Origin of the sequence: Diaphorobacter sp. JS3051 (genome assembly GCF_015832135.1) — a bacterium.
Classification (GTDB): domain Bacteria; phylum Pseudomonadota; class Gammaproteobacteria; order Burkholderiales; family Burkholderiaceae_C; genus Diaphorobacter; species Diaphorobacter nitroreducens.
Map to the genome: position 1 here is coordinate 2,399,222 of NZ_CP065406.1, position 15,111 is coordinate 2,414,332.

Genomic DNA, 15,111 nt, shown 5'->3' on the forward strand with positions numbered 1-15,111 from the left:
AAAGCCGCCCGAAGGCGGCTTTTGCGATGAAAGGCGATCAGTCGATCAGCGCTTCTGGCGGAACTTGCGCAGCGCGGCAATCTGCGCTGCCATCACGGCCAGCTCGGACTGGGCGCGGGCCAGATCGATCTCGCTCTTGGCGTTCTTCAGTGCTTCCTCGGCCGCAGCCTTGGCTTCCTGCGCCTTCTGGTCGTCCAGGTCACGGCCACGGATGGCGGTGTCGGACAGCACGGTCACGCAGTCGGGCTGCACTTCCAGAATGCCACCGGCCACGAAAACGAACTCTTCATTGCCGTCAGGCAATTCGATGCGCACCGAACCCGGCTTGATGCGGGTGATGAGTGGCGTGTGGCGCGGATAGATGCCCAATTCGCCCGCTTCGCCGGGCAGCGCGACGAAGCGCGCCTCGCCGGAGAAGATGGACTCTTCGGCACTGACCACATCAACATGGATGGTGTTCATCTTTGCTCCTAGAAAAAGGGAATGGCAAGCCTGTGAGGCTCACGAGGGCCGGACGCGGGGCCGGCCTTCGGACCATCAGGCCACCTTCTTCGCCTTTTCGAAGGCTTCGTCGATGGTGCCCACCATGTAGAAGGCCTGCTCGGGCAGGTGGTCGCATTCGCCAGCCACGATCATCTTGAAGCCGCGGATGGTCTCGGACAGCGGCACGTACTTGCCAGGCGAGCCCGTGAACACCTCGGCCACGTGGAACGGCTGCGACAGGAAACGCTGGATCTTGCGGGCACGGGCCACGACCAGCTTGTCCTCGGGGGCCAGCTCGTCCATACCCAGAATTGCGATGATGTCGCGCAGTTCCTTGTAGCGCTGCAGGGTACCCTGCACTTGGCGGGCCACTTGGTAGTGCTCTTCACCCACGACCTGCGGGTCCAGCTGGCGGCTGGTGGAGTCCAGCGGGTCCACGGCAGGGTAGATACCCAGAGCGGCGATGTCACGCGACAGCACCACGGTGGAGTCCAGGTGGGCGAAGGTGGTGGCAGGCGACGGGTCGGTCAAGTCGTCGGCAGGCACGTACACGGCCTGAATGGACGTGATGGACCCGACCTTGGTCGAGGTAATACGCTCTTGCAGACGGCCCATTTCCTCGGCCAGCGTCGGCTGGTAGCCCACGGCGGAAGGCATCCGGCCCAGCAGGGCGGACACTTCGGTACCGGCCAGCGTGTAACGGTAGATGTTGTCCACGAAGAACAGCACGTCGCGGCCTTCGTCGCGGAAGGACTCGGCGATGGTCAGGCCGGTCAGGGCCACGCGCAGACGGTTGCCCGGGGGCTCGTTCATCTGGCCGTAGACCATGGCCACCTTGGACTCGCCCAGGCTCTCCAGATTCACGACGCCGGAGTCGGCCATCTCGTGGTAGAAGTCGTTGCCCTCGCGGGTACGCTCACCCACGCCAGCGAACACGGACAGACCCGAGTGCGCCTTGGCGATGTTGTTGATGAGCTCCATCATGTTCACGGTCTTGCCCACGCCGGCGCCACCGAACAGGCCCACCTTGCCGCCCTTGGCGAACGGGCACACCAGGTCGATCACCTTGATGCCGGTCTCGAGCAGTTCCTGCGAAGGGCTGAGCTCGTCATAAGCGGGGGCCTTGCGGTGGATGGAAGCCGTCAGGCTCTGGTCCACGGGGCCGCGCTCGTCGATGGGGTTGCCCAGCACGTCCATGATGCGGCCCAGCGTGGCCTTGCCCACGGGCACGGTGATGGGGTTGCCGGTGTTCGTGACCATCAGGCCACGCTTGAGGCCGTCCGAAGAACCGAGCGCAATGGTACGCACCACGCCGTCGCCCAGCTGCTGCTGCACTTCCAGCGTCAGGGGCGAGCCCTCGAGCTTCAGGGCGTCATACACCTTGGGCAGCTGGTCGCGCGGGAACTCCACGTCCACCACGGCGCCGATACATTGAACAATCTTGCCTTGCACTTGAGCCATTTGATTTGCTCCAAAAATTTAAACCGAGACCCGAAGGCGGCGTCAGACTGCCGCGGCACCTGCAACGATCTCCGAAAGTTCTTTCGTGATCGCCGCTTGGCGCGTCTTGTTGTAGACCAGCTTGAGCTCGTTGATGACGTTACCGGCGTTGTCGGTGGCGGCCTTCATGGCCACCATGCGCGCGGACTGCTCCGAGGCCATGTTCTCTGCCACTGCCTGGTAGATCAGCGACTCGACATAGCGCACCAGCAGTTCATCGATCACGCTCTGCGCGTCAGGCTCGTAGATGTAATCCCAACCATGGCCGGTCTTCTGGGCCTGCATTTGCTCGGACGACAGGGGCAGCAACTGCTCCACCACCGATTCCTGCTTCATGGTGTTGATGAACTTGGTGTAGCTGAGGTACACCGCGTTGATCTTGCCTTCCGCGTAAGCATCCAGCAGCACCTTCACCGGTCCGATCAGCTTGTCCAGGTGCGGCGTATCGCCCAGCCCGGTGGCATGCGCCACGACCTTGGCACCCACGCGGTTGAGGAAGCCCAACCCCTTGTTGCCAATAGCGACGGACTGCACATCGACACCCGTAGACTGCAGTTCGCGCAGCTTGGTGGTGACGGCGCGCAGCACGTTGGTGTTCATGCCTCCGCACAGGCCCTTGTCGGTCGTCACGACAATAATGCCAGCCGCCTTCGCATCGTTCGCCTTCATGAAAGGGTGCACGTACTCAGGGTTGGCCTCGCCGAGGTGGGCGGCAATGTTGCGCACCTTCTCGGCATAGGGTCGGGCGGCACGCATGCGGTCTTGCGCCTTGCGCATCTTGGACGCGGCCACCATTTCCATGGCCTTGGTGATCTTCTTGGTGTTTTCCACCGATTTGATCTTGCCGCGTATTTCCTTACCTGCTGCCATGATGGTTCCTCGTCCGATTTAAACGAACGACTTCTTGAACGCCGTGATGGCTTGCGTCAGTTCGGCCTCGTCCTTGCCTTCCTTGTCGAACGCGCGGTTCTGCTGCAGGCGGTCCAGCAGCGCACCGTGGCTCGTCTTCAGGTACTGGTGCAGGCCGGCTTCGAAGGCCAGCACCTTCTTCACGTCCACGTCGTCCAGGAAGCCCTTGTTCACCGTGAAGAGCGTCGCGCCCATCAGGGCCGTGCTCAGCGGGCTGTACTGGGGCTGCTTGAGCAGTTCCGTCACGCGGGCGCCGCGATCCAGCTGCTTGCGCGTGGCTTCGTCCAGGTCGGAGGCGAACTGCGCGAACGCCGCGAGTTCACGGTACTGGGCCAGGTCGGTACGGATACCGCCGGACAGGCCCTTGATCAGCTTGGTCTGGGCGGCACCACCCACGCGCGACACCGAGATACCGGCGTTGATGGCGGGGCGGATACCAGCGTTGAACAGGCTGGTTTCCAGGAAGATCTGACCGTCGGTGATCGAGATCACGTTGGTTGGAACGAAGGCAGACACGTCGCCGGCCTGGGTTTCGATCACGGGCAGTGCGGTCAGCGAACCCGTCTTGCCCTTGACCTCGCCCTTGGTGAAGGCTTCCACATAGTCGGCATTCACACGGGCTGCACGCTCCAGCAGGCGGCTGTGGAGATAGAACACGTCGCCGGGGAAGGCTTCGCGGCCTGGCGGGCGGCGCAGCAGCAGCGAAACCTGGCGGTAGGCCACAGCTTGCTTGGACAGATCGTCGTACACGATCAGCGCGTCTTCGCCACGGTCGCGGAAGTATTCGCCCATCGTGCAGCCGGAGTAGGCCGACACGTACTGCATGGCGGCGGACTCGGAAGCCGAAGCCGCCACGACGATGGTGTATTCCATGGCGCCGGCCTGTTCCAGAGCGCGCACCACGTTCTTGATCGACGATGCCTTCTGGCCGATGGCGACGTAGATACACGTCACGCCCTGACCCTTCTGGTTGATGATGGCGTCGATGGCCACTGCCGTCTTGCCGGTCTGGCGGTCGCCGATGATCAGCTCACGCTGGCCACGGCCGATTGGCACCATGGAGTCGATGGACTTCAGGCCGGTTTGCAGCGGCTGGTCCACGGACTGGCGCGCGATCACGCCGGGAGCGACCTTCTCGATCACGTCCGTCATCTTGGCGTTGATCGGACCCTTGCCGTCGATCGGCTGGCCGAGAGCGTTCACCACGCGGCCGATCAGTTCCGGGCCCACCGGCACTTCCAGAATGCGGCCCGTGCACTTCACGGTATCGCCTTCAGAAATGTGTTCGTACTCGCCCAGAATCACAGCGCCGACGGAGTCGCGCTCGAGGTTCAGGGCCAGGCCAAAGGAGGGCTGACCGTCTGCCGCAGCAGGGAATTCGAGCATTTCGCCCTGCATCACGTCCGACAGGCCGTGGACGCGCACGATACCGTCGGTCACGGACACCACGGTGCCCTGGTTGCGGATGTCGCTGCTGGCTGCCAGACCTTCGATGCGGCTCTTGATCAGTTCAGAAATTTCTGCGGGATTGAGTTGCATGACTCTTTCCTTCTTTCTTGGGGGTATAGCCGAGACCTCACGCCCATCAGGCGGTGAGGGCAGCTTTCATTTGTTCCAGACGGGCTTTGACGGAAGTGTCGAGCACCTCGTCGCCCACCACCACGCGCACGCCGCCGATCAGGGTCTCATCCAACTGCACGGAGAGATTGAGCTTGCGACCGAAGCGCTTTTCAAGCGTGGCACCCACATCGGTCAGAGCCCCCGCATCCAGCGGGAAGGCGCTGTACACCACGGCATCCGAAGTGCCGTGGCTGCGATTGACCAGCGTACGGAACTGGGCCGCGATTTCAGGCAGCGCCTGCACGCGCCCGTTGTCGATCACGGTACGCAGGAAGTTCTTGGCCAGGTCAGGCAATGCCGAGCGGGCCACGCCCACGATGACGTCGAACACCTGCTCGCCCGTCACCTTGGGGTTGTCCGCCAGTTGGCGCAATTGGGGATTGGCGGCAATCGCCGCCAGCTCGTCCACCCAGGCTGTGGCGCCATTCAGGTCCACACCGGCTTGGTCGGTGCAGGCCTTGTACAGCGCCTCGGCGTAAGGGCGGGCAATGGTGGCGAGTTCAGCCATTGAATGCTCCCTTACAGCTCGGTCTTCAGACGGTTCAGCAGATCGGCATGAACGCCGGCATTGACTTCCTTGCGGAGAATCTGCTCAGCCCCCTTGACGGCCAGGGCCGCCACCTGCTCGCGCAGGGCTTCACGTGCCTGGATCGCTTGCTGCTCGGCCTCGGCACGGGCAGCAGCGACGATCTTGTTGCCTTCGTCGTTGGCGCGCGCCTTGGCCTCTTCGATGATGGCCTGTGCGCGGCGCTCAGCGTCGGCCAAGCGTGTCGCGGCTTCGTTGCTGGCGGCAGCCAGTTCCTGCTTCACACGCTGGTCGGCAGCAGCAAGCTCGGTCTTGGCACGATCGGCAGCTGCGAGACCATCGGCGATTTTCTGGGCTCGCTCATCCAGCGCCTTCGCAATCGGGGGCCACACGAACTTCATCGTGAACAGCACCAGGATCAGGAAAACAATGGCCTGAACGAACAGGGTCGCGTTGATACTCACGGCAACACCTTTCTTTCTAGGGCGTTGACGGAGGCTTAGGCCAGAACGAAGGGGTTGGCGAAAGCGAACAGCAGAGCGATGGCCACGCCGATCAGGAAGGCGGCGTCGATCAGACCTGCCAAGATGAACATCTTGGTTTGCAGTTCGTTGATCAGCTCAGGCTGGCGTGCGGAGGATTCCAGGAACTTGCCACCCATCAGGGCAATACCGATCGAAGCGCCGATAGCGCCGAGGCCCACGATCAGACCACAAGCCAGAGCGACGAGACCGAGAATGTTTTCCATGATGACTCCTAGGATGAAAAGAAAGGAAGGTTGAGAAAGGAAACGAAAGGATCAGTGAGCTTCATGCGCCTGGCCGAGATAAATCAGCGTCAGCATCATGAAAATGAAGGCCTGCAGGGTGATGATCAGGATGTGGAAGATCGCCCAGATAGAGCCCGCAATGATGTGCCCCACGGGGAGCAACACACCAGAGAGCGACATAGCCGCTGCGCCACCCATCAGGGCAATCAGCATGAACACCAACTCACCAGCGTACATGTTGCCGAACAGTCGCATGCCATGCGACACGGTCTTGGCAACGTATTCAATGATCTGCATGAGCAGATTGACCACGCCCAGGATCAGGGCGAAAACGGGGTTCTTGCTGGTACCGAAGGGCGCGGTCACCAGTTCATGCGCCCAGCCGCCCATTCCCTTGATCTTGATGCTGTACACGAAGCACAGGATCAGCACGGCGCTGGACAGACCCAGGGTGGTGGACAGATCGGCGGTGGGAACGACGCGCAGGTAGGCATGCGAGTCACCTGTGGCGCCCTGCCAGAGCACGGGCAGCAGGTCCACCGGCAGCAGGTCCATGGCGTTCATCAGGAAAATCCAGACGAACACGGTGAGCGCCAGAGGTGCAATGAACTTACGGCTTTGCGCGTTGTGGATGTTGGCCTTGGCCTGGTTGTCCACCATCTCGACCAGCATCTCGACAGCCGCCTGGAAGCGGCCTGGCACGCCGGAAGTGGCCGTGCGGGCAGCGAGCCACATGACGAACAGACCCAAAACACCCAAGATCACGCTGACGGCAACGGAATCGAGGTTGACAACCGAGAAGTCGATGATGGACTTCTGCTTGATGTTCTGGAGATGCTGCAGGTGGTGAACGATGTATTCACTTGCAGTCGGGGCGTGCGCATCTGCGGCCATCGGACAACTCTTCTCTCAAATATCAATCGGTTCGTCGGACACCAGGCCGCGCCAGCAGCGCGATCCAGTACGTTTTCATCGTTACCACCATGCCGACCAGCAACGCCAGCCAACTGAGCCCCGGCACTACCCGGGGCGCCGCCGCCAACATGGCGACGGTCAATGCAATCTTGACCAACTCCCAACCCAGAAGCCCGACCATCGCAGCACCAGCCGTGGAGCGCGTGCGCGCCATGCCACGGGCAAACAGCGCCGCCGGCACCACGACGGACAAAGCCCCGTACCCGGCGGACCATGCCACCGGCAGCCTGCCCGTCAGCCACCATGCCAGCAGGGCCACTGCCGCCCCCACCGCCGCCTGGCCCCAGACAATGCGCCAGACCGACAGCGCCGGATGGCGTGACCGCCACTCCCGCGCCTCTTGTGCAGTCAGGGGCTTGAAGTCGGAATCCTCAACCTCAGATTCAGTCTCGGAGGCGATTTTTTTATCGTTGGAAGACGCCTGCGCCACAGACCAAAACTTTCACAAAACCCTTGATTATAAGTAAAAACCCCGGCCGATCCACAATCGGTAACGGAGCGCGGGTGGATCACTGCACATAGCCGCACCATTGTGGCAACGCGCCAACGCCCATTGTGGTGCAGCGCGGCCACGGGGCCCGCCTAAAGCCACAGCGAACCGCGGGTATACCATTGCCACCCGCTTGGGGCATCCCCTTCCCTTCGGCCCCTCCGGCCTTGAAAGAGCCTAATGACGACGCCCAACCAGCCCTCTTCCGCCGATCCTCGCAAGGACTCGTTGATCGAATATCCGTCCCGCTTTCCCATCAAGGTCATGGGAGCAAACGTGAACGGGTTCGTGCATGCCGTCACCGAGGTTGCGCGCCGCTTCGACCCCGACTTCGACGCTTCCACCATCGAGTTGCGCGACAGCCGCGCGGGCAACTATCTGGGCGTGACCATCACCGTGACTGCCACCAGCCGGGAGCAGCTCGATGATCTGTACCGGGCTCTGACCTCGCACCCGATGGTCAAGGTCGTGCTCTGAACGTCCGCACCATGGAGTTGCGCATGCTGGGCCGGGTGGACTACCCGGCCACGGTGGCCGCCATGCAGCGCTTCACGGAGGAGCGCACTGACGAGACGCCCGACGAGCTGTGGATTTGTGAGCACCCCGCGGTGTACACACAGGGCCTGGCCGGCAAGAGCGACCACGTCCTCTCGCCCGGCGGCATCCCCGTCGTTGCCACCAACCGCGGCGGGCAGGTGACGCACCATGGCCCCGGCCAGGTCGTGGCCTACCCGCTCATCGATCTGCGCCGTGCGGGCTACTACGTCAAGGAATACGTGTACCGCATTGAGGAAGCCGTGATCCGCACGCTGGGCCACTACGGCGTGACGGGCCACCGCGTGGCCGGCGCGCCCGGCATCTACGTGCGCCTGGACGATCCGCACGGCCACAACATGCTGCCGCAGCGTCCGCAAAAACGTACCCACGCCGATGGCCCACCCCAGCCGGACTTCACCGGCTTGGGCAAGATCGCCGCGCTGGGCATCAAGGTCGCGCGCCACTGCACCTACCACGGTGTGGCGCTGAACGTCGCCATGGACCTGGAACCCTTCTCGCGCATCAACCCTTGCGGTTACGCAGGTTTGCAAACGGTGGACCTTTCTACAATCGGCGTCCACATCCCCTGGGACGATGCCGCGGCCATGCTGGGCCAACAGCTCGCACGCCGCCTCGCGCCCTGACCTCTCCCTCAGCAGCCATGAGCACTCCCGACGTCGTGCGCGAAGCGCAGTCCACCGAAGCCTACAACCCGCTGGCCAAGCAGAAGGCCGCAGCCAAGCTGTCGCGCATCCCGATCAAGGTCGAGCAGGGCGAGGTGCTCAAGAAGCCCGAGTGGATCCGCGTGAAGGCAGGCAGTCCCACCACGCGCTTTTACGAGATCAAGAACATCCTGCGCGAGCACAAGCTGCACACGGTGTGCGAGGAAGCCAGTTGCCCCAACATCGGCGAATGCTTTGGCAGGGGCACGGCCACGTTCATGATCATGGGCGACAAGTGCACGCGCCGCTGCCCGTTCTGCGACGTGGGCCACGGCCGCCCCGACCCGCTGGACAAAGACGAGCCGCTGAACCTCGCCAAGACGATTGCCGCGCTGCGCCTGAAGTACGTGGTCATCACCAGCGTGGACCGCGACGATCTGCGCGACGGCGGCTCGGGCCACTTCGTGGAGTGCATCCAGCGTACCCGCGAACTCTCGCCCAGCACGCAGATCGAGATCCTCACGCCCGACTTCCGCGGCCGCGACGACCGTGCGCTCGAAATCCTCAAGGCCGCGCCCCCGGACGTGATGAACCACAATCTGGAAACCGTGCCGCGCCTGTACAAGGAAGCGCGCCCCGGCTCCGACTACCAGTTCAGCCTCAACCTGCTCAAGAAGTTCAAGCAACTGCACCCCGGCGTGCCCACCAAGAGCGGCCTGATGGTGGGCCTGGGCGAGACGGACGAGGAAATTCTGGAAGTCATGCGCGACATGCGCGCCCATGGCATCGAGATGCTGACCATCGGCCAGTACCTCGCCCCCAGCAACAGCCACCTGCCCGTGCGCCGCTACGTGCACCCCGACACTTTCAAGATGTTCGAGGAAGAAGCCTACAAGATGGGCTTCAGCCACGCCGCAGTGGGTGCCATGGTGCGCTCCAGCTACCACGCCGACCAGCAGGCGCACGCCGCTGGCGTTTGACTCGGAATACAAGTCAAATCGACCTCTAGGCCAATACTGACAAGCGCCAGCAGCTATTATTTAAATAGCGATCAGGGCGCTTGCAACGACGCAGCCGGATCGTCCGCATCCAACAGCTGCTGCGCCCACTCGCCCAGCTTGCGCGCGTCGGCGCGCAGCACCTCCTGCTTGACGGCCAGGATCTGCGCCGGCTGCATCGAGAAGCTGCGCAGGCCCAGGCCCAGCAGCAGCCGGGTCATGGCGACGTCGCCCGCCATCTCGCCGCACACGCTCACGCTCTTGCCCTGGCGCGCGCCCTCCGCGATCACGTCGGCCACCAGCCGCAGCACGGCCGGGTGCAACGGGTCGTACAGGTGGGCCACGGCCTCGTCCGCGCGGTCGATGGCCAGTGCGTACTGGATCAGGTCGTTGGTGCCGATCGAGAGAAAGTCGAAGTAGCGCAGGAACTGGCGCACCATGAGCGCCGCAGCCGGCACCTCGATCATGGCGCCCAGCTGCACCGCACCGTAGGCAGCGCCGCGTGCGTCCAGCTCGGCGCGCGCCAGGTCCACCTGGGCCAGCGTCTGCCGGATCTCGCTCACATGCGCGAGCATGGGGAACAGCAGCCGCACCGGGCCGTGTGCCGCAGCGCGCAACACCGCGCGCAGCTGGGTGCGGAACATGGCCGGATCGGCCAGGCTCCAGCGGATGGCGCGCAGGCCCAGCGCCGGGTTGAGCGAACTGTCCTTGTACCCCTTGTCCAGAGGCTTGTCGGCGCCCACATCGACGGTGCGGATGGTCACGGGCAGGCCCTGCATGCCCTCCACCGCCTCGCGGTAGGCGCGGTACTGCTCCTCCTCGTCCGGCAGGCGGCCGCTGCGGCCCATGAACAAAAATTCGCTGCGAAACAGCCCCACGCCCGCCGCGCCCGCGCGCAACGCGGCACCCGCATCACCGGGCTGCTCGATGTTGGCCAGCAGCTCAATGGCCTGCGCATCCAGCGTGACGGCCGGCGTGTGGCGCAGCCGCATGAGGCGCTCGTGCTCCAGCGTGATCTGGCGCTGGCGAAAGCCGTATTCCGCCAGGATGATCGGCGTGGGGTCGACGATGACCACGCCGGCATCGCCGTCGATGATGACCCAGTCGTCCTGTCGCACCAACTGGCTGGCGCTGCGCGCGCCCACCACAGCGGGGATGTCCATGCTGCGCGCCACGATGGCCGTGTGGCTGGTCTTGCCCCCCACGTCGGTCACGAAGCCGGCGAACACGCTCTGCTTGAACTGCAGCATGTCAGCCGGCGACAGGTCGTGCGCCACCAGCACCAGCGGCGCATCGGCCGCGCCGCCCAGCAGGAACTCTGCCTCCGCACCCGCCTCGGCCTGGCGGCGCGGGGCAGAGGGCGGCGGCGCGACGGGGCTGGCCACGCCGCGCATGTGGCGCAGGATGCGCTCCACCACCTGCTCCAGGTCGGCCTTGCGCTCGCGCAGGTACTCGTCCTCCATTTCGTCAAACTGGCGACTGATGATCTCCAGCTGCGTGGTCAGCGCCCACTCGGCGTTGTAGAGGCGGTCGGTGATCCAGTGCTTGACGCCGTTGACCAGCATCTCGTCCTGCAGCAGCATCAGGTGCACGTCCAGCAGCGCGGCCAGCTCGGGCGGCGCGTCGTGCGGCATGTCGGCCTGCAGGCGCTGCAGCTCCTCGGCCACCGCGTCCCGTCCGCGGCGCGCACGCAGGATCTCGGCCTCGACCTGGCCGGGCTCGATGAAGTAGTGCACCACCTCCATGCGGCTGGATACCGCGAGCACCGCCCGCCCGATGGCGATGCCGCGCGCGACAGCCAGACCGTGGATGGAGAAGGTCATGCGTGCCTCGCCTGCGGTTTATTCGCCCTCGCCGAACTTGCCATCGATGAGCGCGACAAGCGCATCCATGGCTTCCTGCTCCTGCGCGCCATCGGTCTCGATCTCGACCTCGGACCCCATGCCCGCCGCAAGCATCATCACCCCCATGATGCTCTTGGCATTGATGCGGCGTTCTCCCTTGCGCATCCAGACGTCGCAGGGAAAACTGCCCGCCATCTTGGTGAGTTTGGCGGAGGCGCGGGCATGCAGGCCCAGCTTATTGCTGATGGTGATGTTCTTCTTGATCATGAGACGGACGTCGGTTTTGATTCTGCGGCGCAGCCGCGCCCACCTGCATCACGCCCTGCGTGCCACCCACGAGGGCGCGTGCCACCAGCGCATCCAGCGGCTCGCTACGGTAGCTCACGGCGCGCAGCAGCATGGGCAGGTTCACGCCCGCCACCAGGCGGGACTGCAGGCCGTCCACCAGCCGCTGGGCCACGTTGCAGGGCGTGGCGCCGAACAAGTCGCTCAGCACCAGCACCGAGGCCTCGCCCTGCTGCTCCATCAGCGCGCGGGCGGCCAACAGCGTGGCCTCGGGGGCCTCATGGGGCGGCACGTCCAGCGCCAGCACCTCCTGCCAGCAGTCGGGGAACACGTGCAGCGCGCATTCACGCAGCGCATGGGCCAAAGGGGCGTGGGCGATGATGAGAAGGCGCGTATTCATGGGGTGCTGCAGTGCAGTGCATTATCACCGTGCCCGCGCCGCGCCATGAACCATGCATAGGCCCCCGCCGTGCAGGCCAGGTGCAGCGCCATGGCGGCCCGGTAGGCGCGCGCCATGTCCAGCCCGGCGGCCACGAACGCGTCCACCGCCAGGCCAATACCCCATTGCACGGCAAACACCCCCGCAAAGATCACCAGGTTGTACGCCGACAGCGCGCGCCCCGCCAGCGCCTGCGGGAACGCCAATGCCACCGCGGGCTGCGACAGCGCCACGCTGGTGCATGACACGCAATACAGCGCCCAGGCCGCGGCGCCCGCACGTCCGCCCGCCAACACAATGCCCGCCAGCACCAGCAGCGACAGCGGCAAACTCGCGGCCATCACCGGGTCGGCCCCGCCCACGCGACGCAGCAACCACGGGCTGGCCATGCCCCAGGTCCAGAAGGTGAGCAGCATGCTCACATTGATCCAGAACAGCCCGGTGGCGGCCTGCAACGGCGTATAGCCGGCCACGTGCTGCATCCAGGGCGCGGCCCACAGCGTCTGCACCGCGACCATGCCGCCATAGCAGAAGAAGCCCAGCGGCGCCGTGCGCAGGAAGTACGGATGGCGCCACACCTGTGCATAGCCCGTTTCTACGCCTGCTCCCGACTCTGCCGGCGCCTGCGACCAGCGCGGCACGCCCAGCGCCAGCAGCGCCATGGCCAGCACGATGAGCGCCGCCAGCCCCCAGAACAACGGGCGCCACCCTGCCAGTGGCAGCAGCCACTGCACCGGCAGCGTGGACGCCACCATGCCCAGCGAACCGGTCATCAGCATCCAGGAGTTGGCGCGCAACTGCGCACCGGGCTCCAGCCAGCGCCGGAATCCCGTGAGCGGAGCCATCAGGCAGGCGCTGACGCCCGCGCCGCACAGCATGCGCCCCGCAAGCAGCCCCGAGAAGCCCGTGGCCCAGGAGAACACCAGGCACCCGGCCACCGCCACGCCCAGAAAGCCGAGCAGCACCGTGCGCGGGCCGTGACGATCGAGCCACCGGCCCAGCGGCAGTTGCGTGAGCGCGAAACCCAGGAAGTAGCCACCCGCCAACAGCCCCAGGTCGCGCGCGTGCAACTGGAACTCGGCCTCCAGTGTGGGCGCCAGAGTGGCGGTGATCGCGCGCAACAGCGCCGAGATAAAGTAGGTGAACGCAAAGGCCAGGAAGACGACCACGGCCGTGCGCCGCGTGAGCGCGCTCATGGCTGCAGCGCCAGGCTGGCGAAGAAGGTGTCAGCCGCCGTGGCCGTCGTGCGACGCGGCGCATAGACCGCCGCGTGGTACAGACGTGCCTGGCCGCCCTCCAGGCGCGCGAACCACACGGCATCGACGGTGACGGCCGAGCCGCCGGGCGCCTGGCCCTGCGCCTGCCGCCGCACCGACTGCGGCACAGCCAGCGCGCGCGTGGGCACGAAGGCGACGGGTGCAGTCGGCTGCGAAGCGCGCATGCCGGCCTGTACGGCCGCCTGCCAGCGCGCCAGCATCGCCCCGGCCTGCGCCGCTTCGGCCAGCGGCATGTGGGATACGGCGAAGGTGGCGCCATCGGCCTCGCAGCCGACCATGGCGAGCGGCACGGCGCCCGTGCCCAGGTCCACGGGCCGGCTCGCATACTCGGGCTTGCAGGGCAGCGTCAGCGCCAGGCCGGCGTCGGGCAAGGTGACGCTGCGCCAATTCAGCGCAGGGCTGCAGGCGGCCAGCGCCAGCATGCTGGCCGCGAAGGCCAGGGTCAGGAGACGGCGCGCGCCGGCAGGAGCAAGGGTCATGTGCCTGATTATTCCCAGCGCCGCCCTGGCTGGCTGCTGGCGGTTGCCCCTCTAGACGGCGCACGGTATGGACCCCAGGGCTTTGCGCTGGCGCAAACCGCGCGCTCGCGGCCGGCCGTCCGGTGAACTTACCGCCTTGCTGGCAATCCCATGGTGGCGAGTGCTGGAACGCCCCGCGCGGCACAATCCCGTACCTATCGCGTCAAACACACGAACGGCCACCCGAACGGCGGCCCACACGGAGTACCTGGTTATGCAGATCAAGAAATGGCTGGCGGCGGGCGCCCTGGTGGCGGGCGCTGCCATGGGCGCCGTGGTGGTGCTGGGCTCTGGCACGTCCCAGGCACCGCAGTCCACGTTCGTTCTGCTCGACGGTTCGCAGCAGACCACCGCCGACCTCAAGGGCAAGGTGGCGCTGGTGAACTTCTGGGCCACCAGCTGCACCACCTGCGTGGCGGAGATGCCCGAGATCGTCGCGACCTACGACAAATACAAAGGCCAGGGCTTCGAGACGCTGGCCGTGGCCATGAGCTACGACCCGCCGAGCTACGTGGTCAACTTCACCGAGACGCGCAAGCTGCCGTTCAAGGTGGCCATCGACAACACCGGCGCCGTGGCCAAGGCCTGGGGCGACGTGAAGCTCACCCCCACCACGTACATCGTCAACAAGCGCGGAGAGATCGTGAAGAGCTACATCGGCGCACCCGATTTCGAGGAGCTGCACAAGCTCATCGAACGCCTGCTGGCCGAAGCCTGAGGCACCTTTCTTCAGAAAAAAGGCCGATTTCCTGAACGAAATCGGCCTTTCGCGCTTATGCAGCAAGCGCTAGCAGCTACTAGTTCAATAGCGCATCAACGTGCGCGGTAGGCGTCGTGGCACGCCTTGCAGGAATTGGCCGCCGGGCCGAACGCGGCCTTCAGGTTGTCCAGGCTGCCCGTCTTGGCGGCGGCGGCCAGCTTGGCGGCCTCGGCCTGGAACTTGTCGGCATGCTCCTGGAACTTGGCCTGTTCGGTCCACACGCCGGGCTTGGCCTTGGTGGGAGCGCCCTTGTCCGTGCCGGGGCCGAAGCCGGCCCACGGCAAAGCGGCCAGGGCGGCGACGGTATCGGCATTCTCTTGCGCAGCCTTCGCGTCGAACGGCACGCGGCCATTGGCCATTGCGCCGATGCGGCCGAAATGCTGTCCTATCACGAACAGCGCACCCTGGCGGTACTTGATGGCATCTTCTGGCTTGGCGAACTGGGCAGCGGCGGGCAGCGACACCAGCGTGGCGGCTGCTGCGGTGGCGGCAAGAGCGAGGGCTTTGATTGGCATGGAA

19 protein-coding genes are annotated in these 15,111 nt (G+C 65.2%); 4 read left to right on the plus strand and 15 right to left on the minus strand.

Annotation, left to right across the window (positions count from 1 at the left end; translation table 11 throughout):
- Window positions 1-45 precede the first annotated feature (45 nt).
- The 9 genes from I3K84_RS11485 to I3K84_RS11525 form a co-directional block, all read right to left on the minus strand.
- Window positions 46-462, minus strand: coding sequence for a F0F1 ATP synthase subunit epsilon (locus I3K84_RS11485; protein WP_011803773.1), 417 nt, complete (start codon window positions 460-462; stop codon window positions 46-48).
- A 75-nt stretch (window positions 463-537) separates the two neighbouring features.
- Window positions 538-1,944 (minus strand): F0F1 ATP synthase subunit beta, encoded by a 1,407-nt coding sequence (gene atpD / locus I3K84_RS11490; RefSeq protein ID WP_196994539.1) that lies wholly within the window; start codon window positions 1,942-1,944, stop codon window positions 538-540.
- Between the two features lie 42 nt (window positions 1,945-1,986).
- Window positions 1,987-2,853 carry a F0F1 ATP synthase subunit gamma gene (atpG, locus tag I3K84_RS11495; protein WP_011803771.1) on the minus strand — a complete coding sequence of 289 codons (867 nt, stop codon included), beginning with the start codon at window positions 2,851-2,853 and terminating at the stop codon, window positions 1,987-1,989.
- 18 nt (window positions 2,854-2,871) lie between these two features.
- Complete coding sequence (gene atpA, locus I3K84_RS11500; protein WP_011803770.1) at window positions 2,872-4,431, minus strand: F0F1 ATP synthase subunit alpha; 1,560 nt, start codon at window positions 4,429-4,431, stop codon at window positions 2,872-2,874.
- A 46-nt stretch (window positions 4,432-4,477) separates the two neighbouring features.
- On the minus strand, window positions 4,478-5,020 hold the full coding sequence (locus tag I3K84_RS11505) for a F0F1 ATP synthase subunit delta (protein WP_011803769.1): 543 nt from the start codon (window positions 5,018-5,020) through the stop codon (window positions 4,478-4,480).
- A gap of 11 nt (window positions 5,021-5,031) precedes the next feature.
- The gene (locus I3K84_RS11510) at window positions 5,032-5,502 is read right to left on the minus strand and encodes a F0F1 ATP synthase subunit B (RefSeq protein WP_103738591.1); all 471 of its coding nucleotides are present in this window, start codon (window positions 5,500-5,502) and stop codon (window positions 5,032-5,034) included.
- Window positions 5,503-5,537: 35 nt separating this feature from the next.
- Complete coding sequence (gene atpE, locus I3K84_RS11515; protein ID WP_011803767.1) at window positions 5,538-5,786, minus strand: F0F1 ATP synthase subunit C; 249 nt, start codon at window positions 5,784-5,786, stop codon at window positions 5,538-5,540.
- A gap of 51 nt (window positions 5,787-5,837) precedes the next feature.
- Window positions 5,838-6,701 (minus strand): F0F1 ATP synthase subunit A, encoded by an 864-nt coding sequence (gene atpB / locus I3K84_RS11520; RefSeq protein WP_012655375.1) that lies wholly within the window; start codon window positions 6,699-6,701, stop codon window positions 5,838-5,840.
- A gap of 22 nt (window positions 6,702-6,723) precedes the next feature.
- On the minus strand, window positions 6,724-7,212 hold the full coding sequence (locus I3K84_RS11525; protein ID WP_172205504.1) for an ATP synthase subunit I: 489 nt from the start codon (window positions 7,210-7,212) through the stop codon (window positions 6,724-6,726).
- A gap of 240 nt (window positions 7,213-7,452) precedes the next feature.
- Between I3K84_RS11525 and I3K84_RS11530 the strand changes: the two genes are divergently transcribed.
- The 3 genes from I3K84_RS11530 to lipA are packed head-to-tail and all read left to right on the plus strand — an operon-like array spanning window position 7,453 to window position 9,451.
- Entirely contained in the window at window positions 7,453-7,749 is a 297-nt protein-coding gene (locus tag I3K84_RS11530) for a YbeD family protein (RefSeq protein WP_088887827.1), read from the plus strand.
- A gap of 11 nt (window positions 7,750-7,760) precedes the next feature.
- Window positions 7,761-8,453, plus strand: a complete 693-nt coding sequence (gene lipB, locus I3K84_RS11535; protein WP_196994540.1) for a lipoyl(octanoyl) transferase LipB — start codon at window positions 7,761-7,763, stop codon at window positions 8,451-8,453.
- 17 nt (window positions 8,454-8,470) lie between these two features.
- Window positions 8,471-9,451: a lipoyl synthase gene (gene lipA / locus I3K84_RS11540; protein ID WP_011803762.1), complete on the plus strand. Its 981-nt coding sequence runs from the start codon at window positions 8,471-8,473 to the stop codon at window positions 9,449-9,451.
- A 71-nt stretch (window positions 9,452-9,522) separates the two neighbouring features.
- On the opposite strand, the gene ptsP is transcribed toward lipA, so the two are convergent.
- From ptsP to I3K84_RS11565, 5 genes are read right to left on the minus strand one after another with little or no spacing between them, the layout of a single operon-like run.
- Entirely contained in the window at window positions 9,523-11,292 is a 1,770-nt protein-coding gene (ptsP, locus tag I3K84_RS11545; RefSeq protein ID WP_011803761.1) for a phosphoenolpyruvate--protein phosphotransferase, read from the minus strand.
- Between the two features lie 18 nt (window positions 11,293-11,310).
- Window positions 11,311-11,580, minus strand: coding sequence for an HPr family phosphocarrier protein (locus tag I3K84_RS11550; RefSeq protein ID WP_011803760.1), 270 nt, complete (start codon window positions 11,578-11,580; stop codon window positions 11,311-11,313).
- On the minus strand, window positions 11,549-11,998 hold the full coding sequence (locus I3K84_RS11555; RefSeq protein WP_012655370.1) for a PTS sugar transporter subunit IIA: 450 nt from the start codon (window positions 11,996-11,998) through the stop codon (window positions 11,549-11,551). Before I3K84_RS11555 ends, I3K84_RS11550 begins: the two co-directional genes overlap by 32 nt.
- The gene (locus I3K84_RS11560; protein ID WP_196994541.1) at window positions 11,995-13,233 is read right to left on the minus strand and encodes an MFS transporter; all 1,239 of its coding nucleotides are present in this window, start codon (window positions 13,231-13,233) and stop codon (window positions 11,995-11,997) included. Before I3K84_RS11560 ends, I3K84_RS11555 begins: the two co-directional genes overlap by 4 nt.
- Complete coding sequence (locus I3K84_RS11565) at window positions 13,230-13,793, minus strand: hypothetical protein (protein WP_196994542.1); 564 nt, start codon at window positions 13,791-13,793, stop codon at window positions 13,230-13,232. Before I3K84_RS11565 ends, I3K84_RS11560 begins: the two co-directional genes overlap by 4 nt.
- A 253-nt stretch (window positions 13,794-14,046) precedes the next feature.
- On the opposite strand from I3K84_RS11565, the gene I3K84_RS11570 reads away from it, so the two are divergent.
- The gene (locus I3K84_RS11570) at window positions 14,047-14,550 is read left to right on the plus strand and encodes a TlpA disulfide reductase family protein (RefSeq protein WP_135149121.1); all 504 of its coding nucleotides are present in this window, start codon (window positions 14,047-14,049) and stop codon (window positions 14,548-14,550) included.
- A gap of 95 nt (window positions 14,551-14,645) precedes the next feature.
- Here I3K84_RS11570 and I3K84_RS11575 read toward each other — a convergent pair whose 3' ends face one another.
- The gene (locus tag I3K84_RS11575) at window positions 14,646-15,107 is read right to left on the minus strand and encodes a cytochrome c (RefSeq protein ID WP_011803755.1); all 462 of its coding nucleotides are present in this window, start codon (window positions 15,105-15,107) and stop codon (window positions 14,646-14,648) included.
- Window positions 15,108-15,111 lie beyond the last annotated feature (4 nt).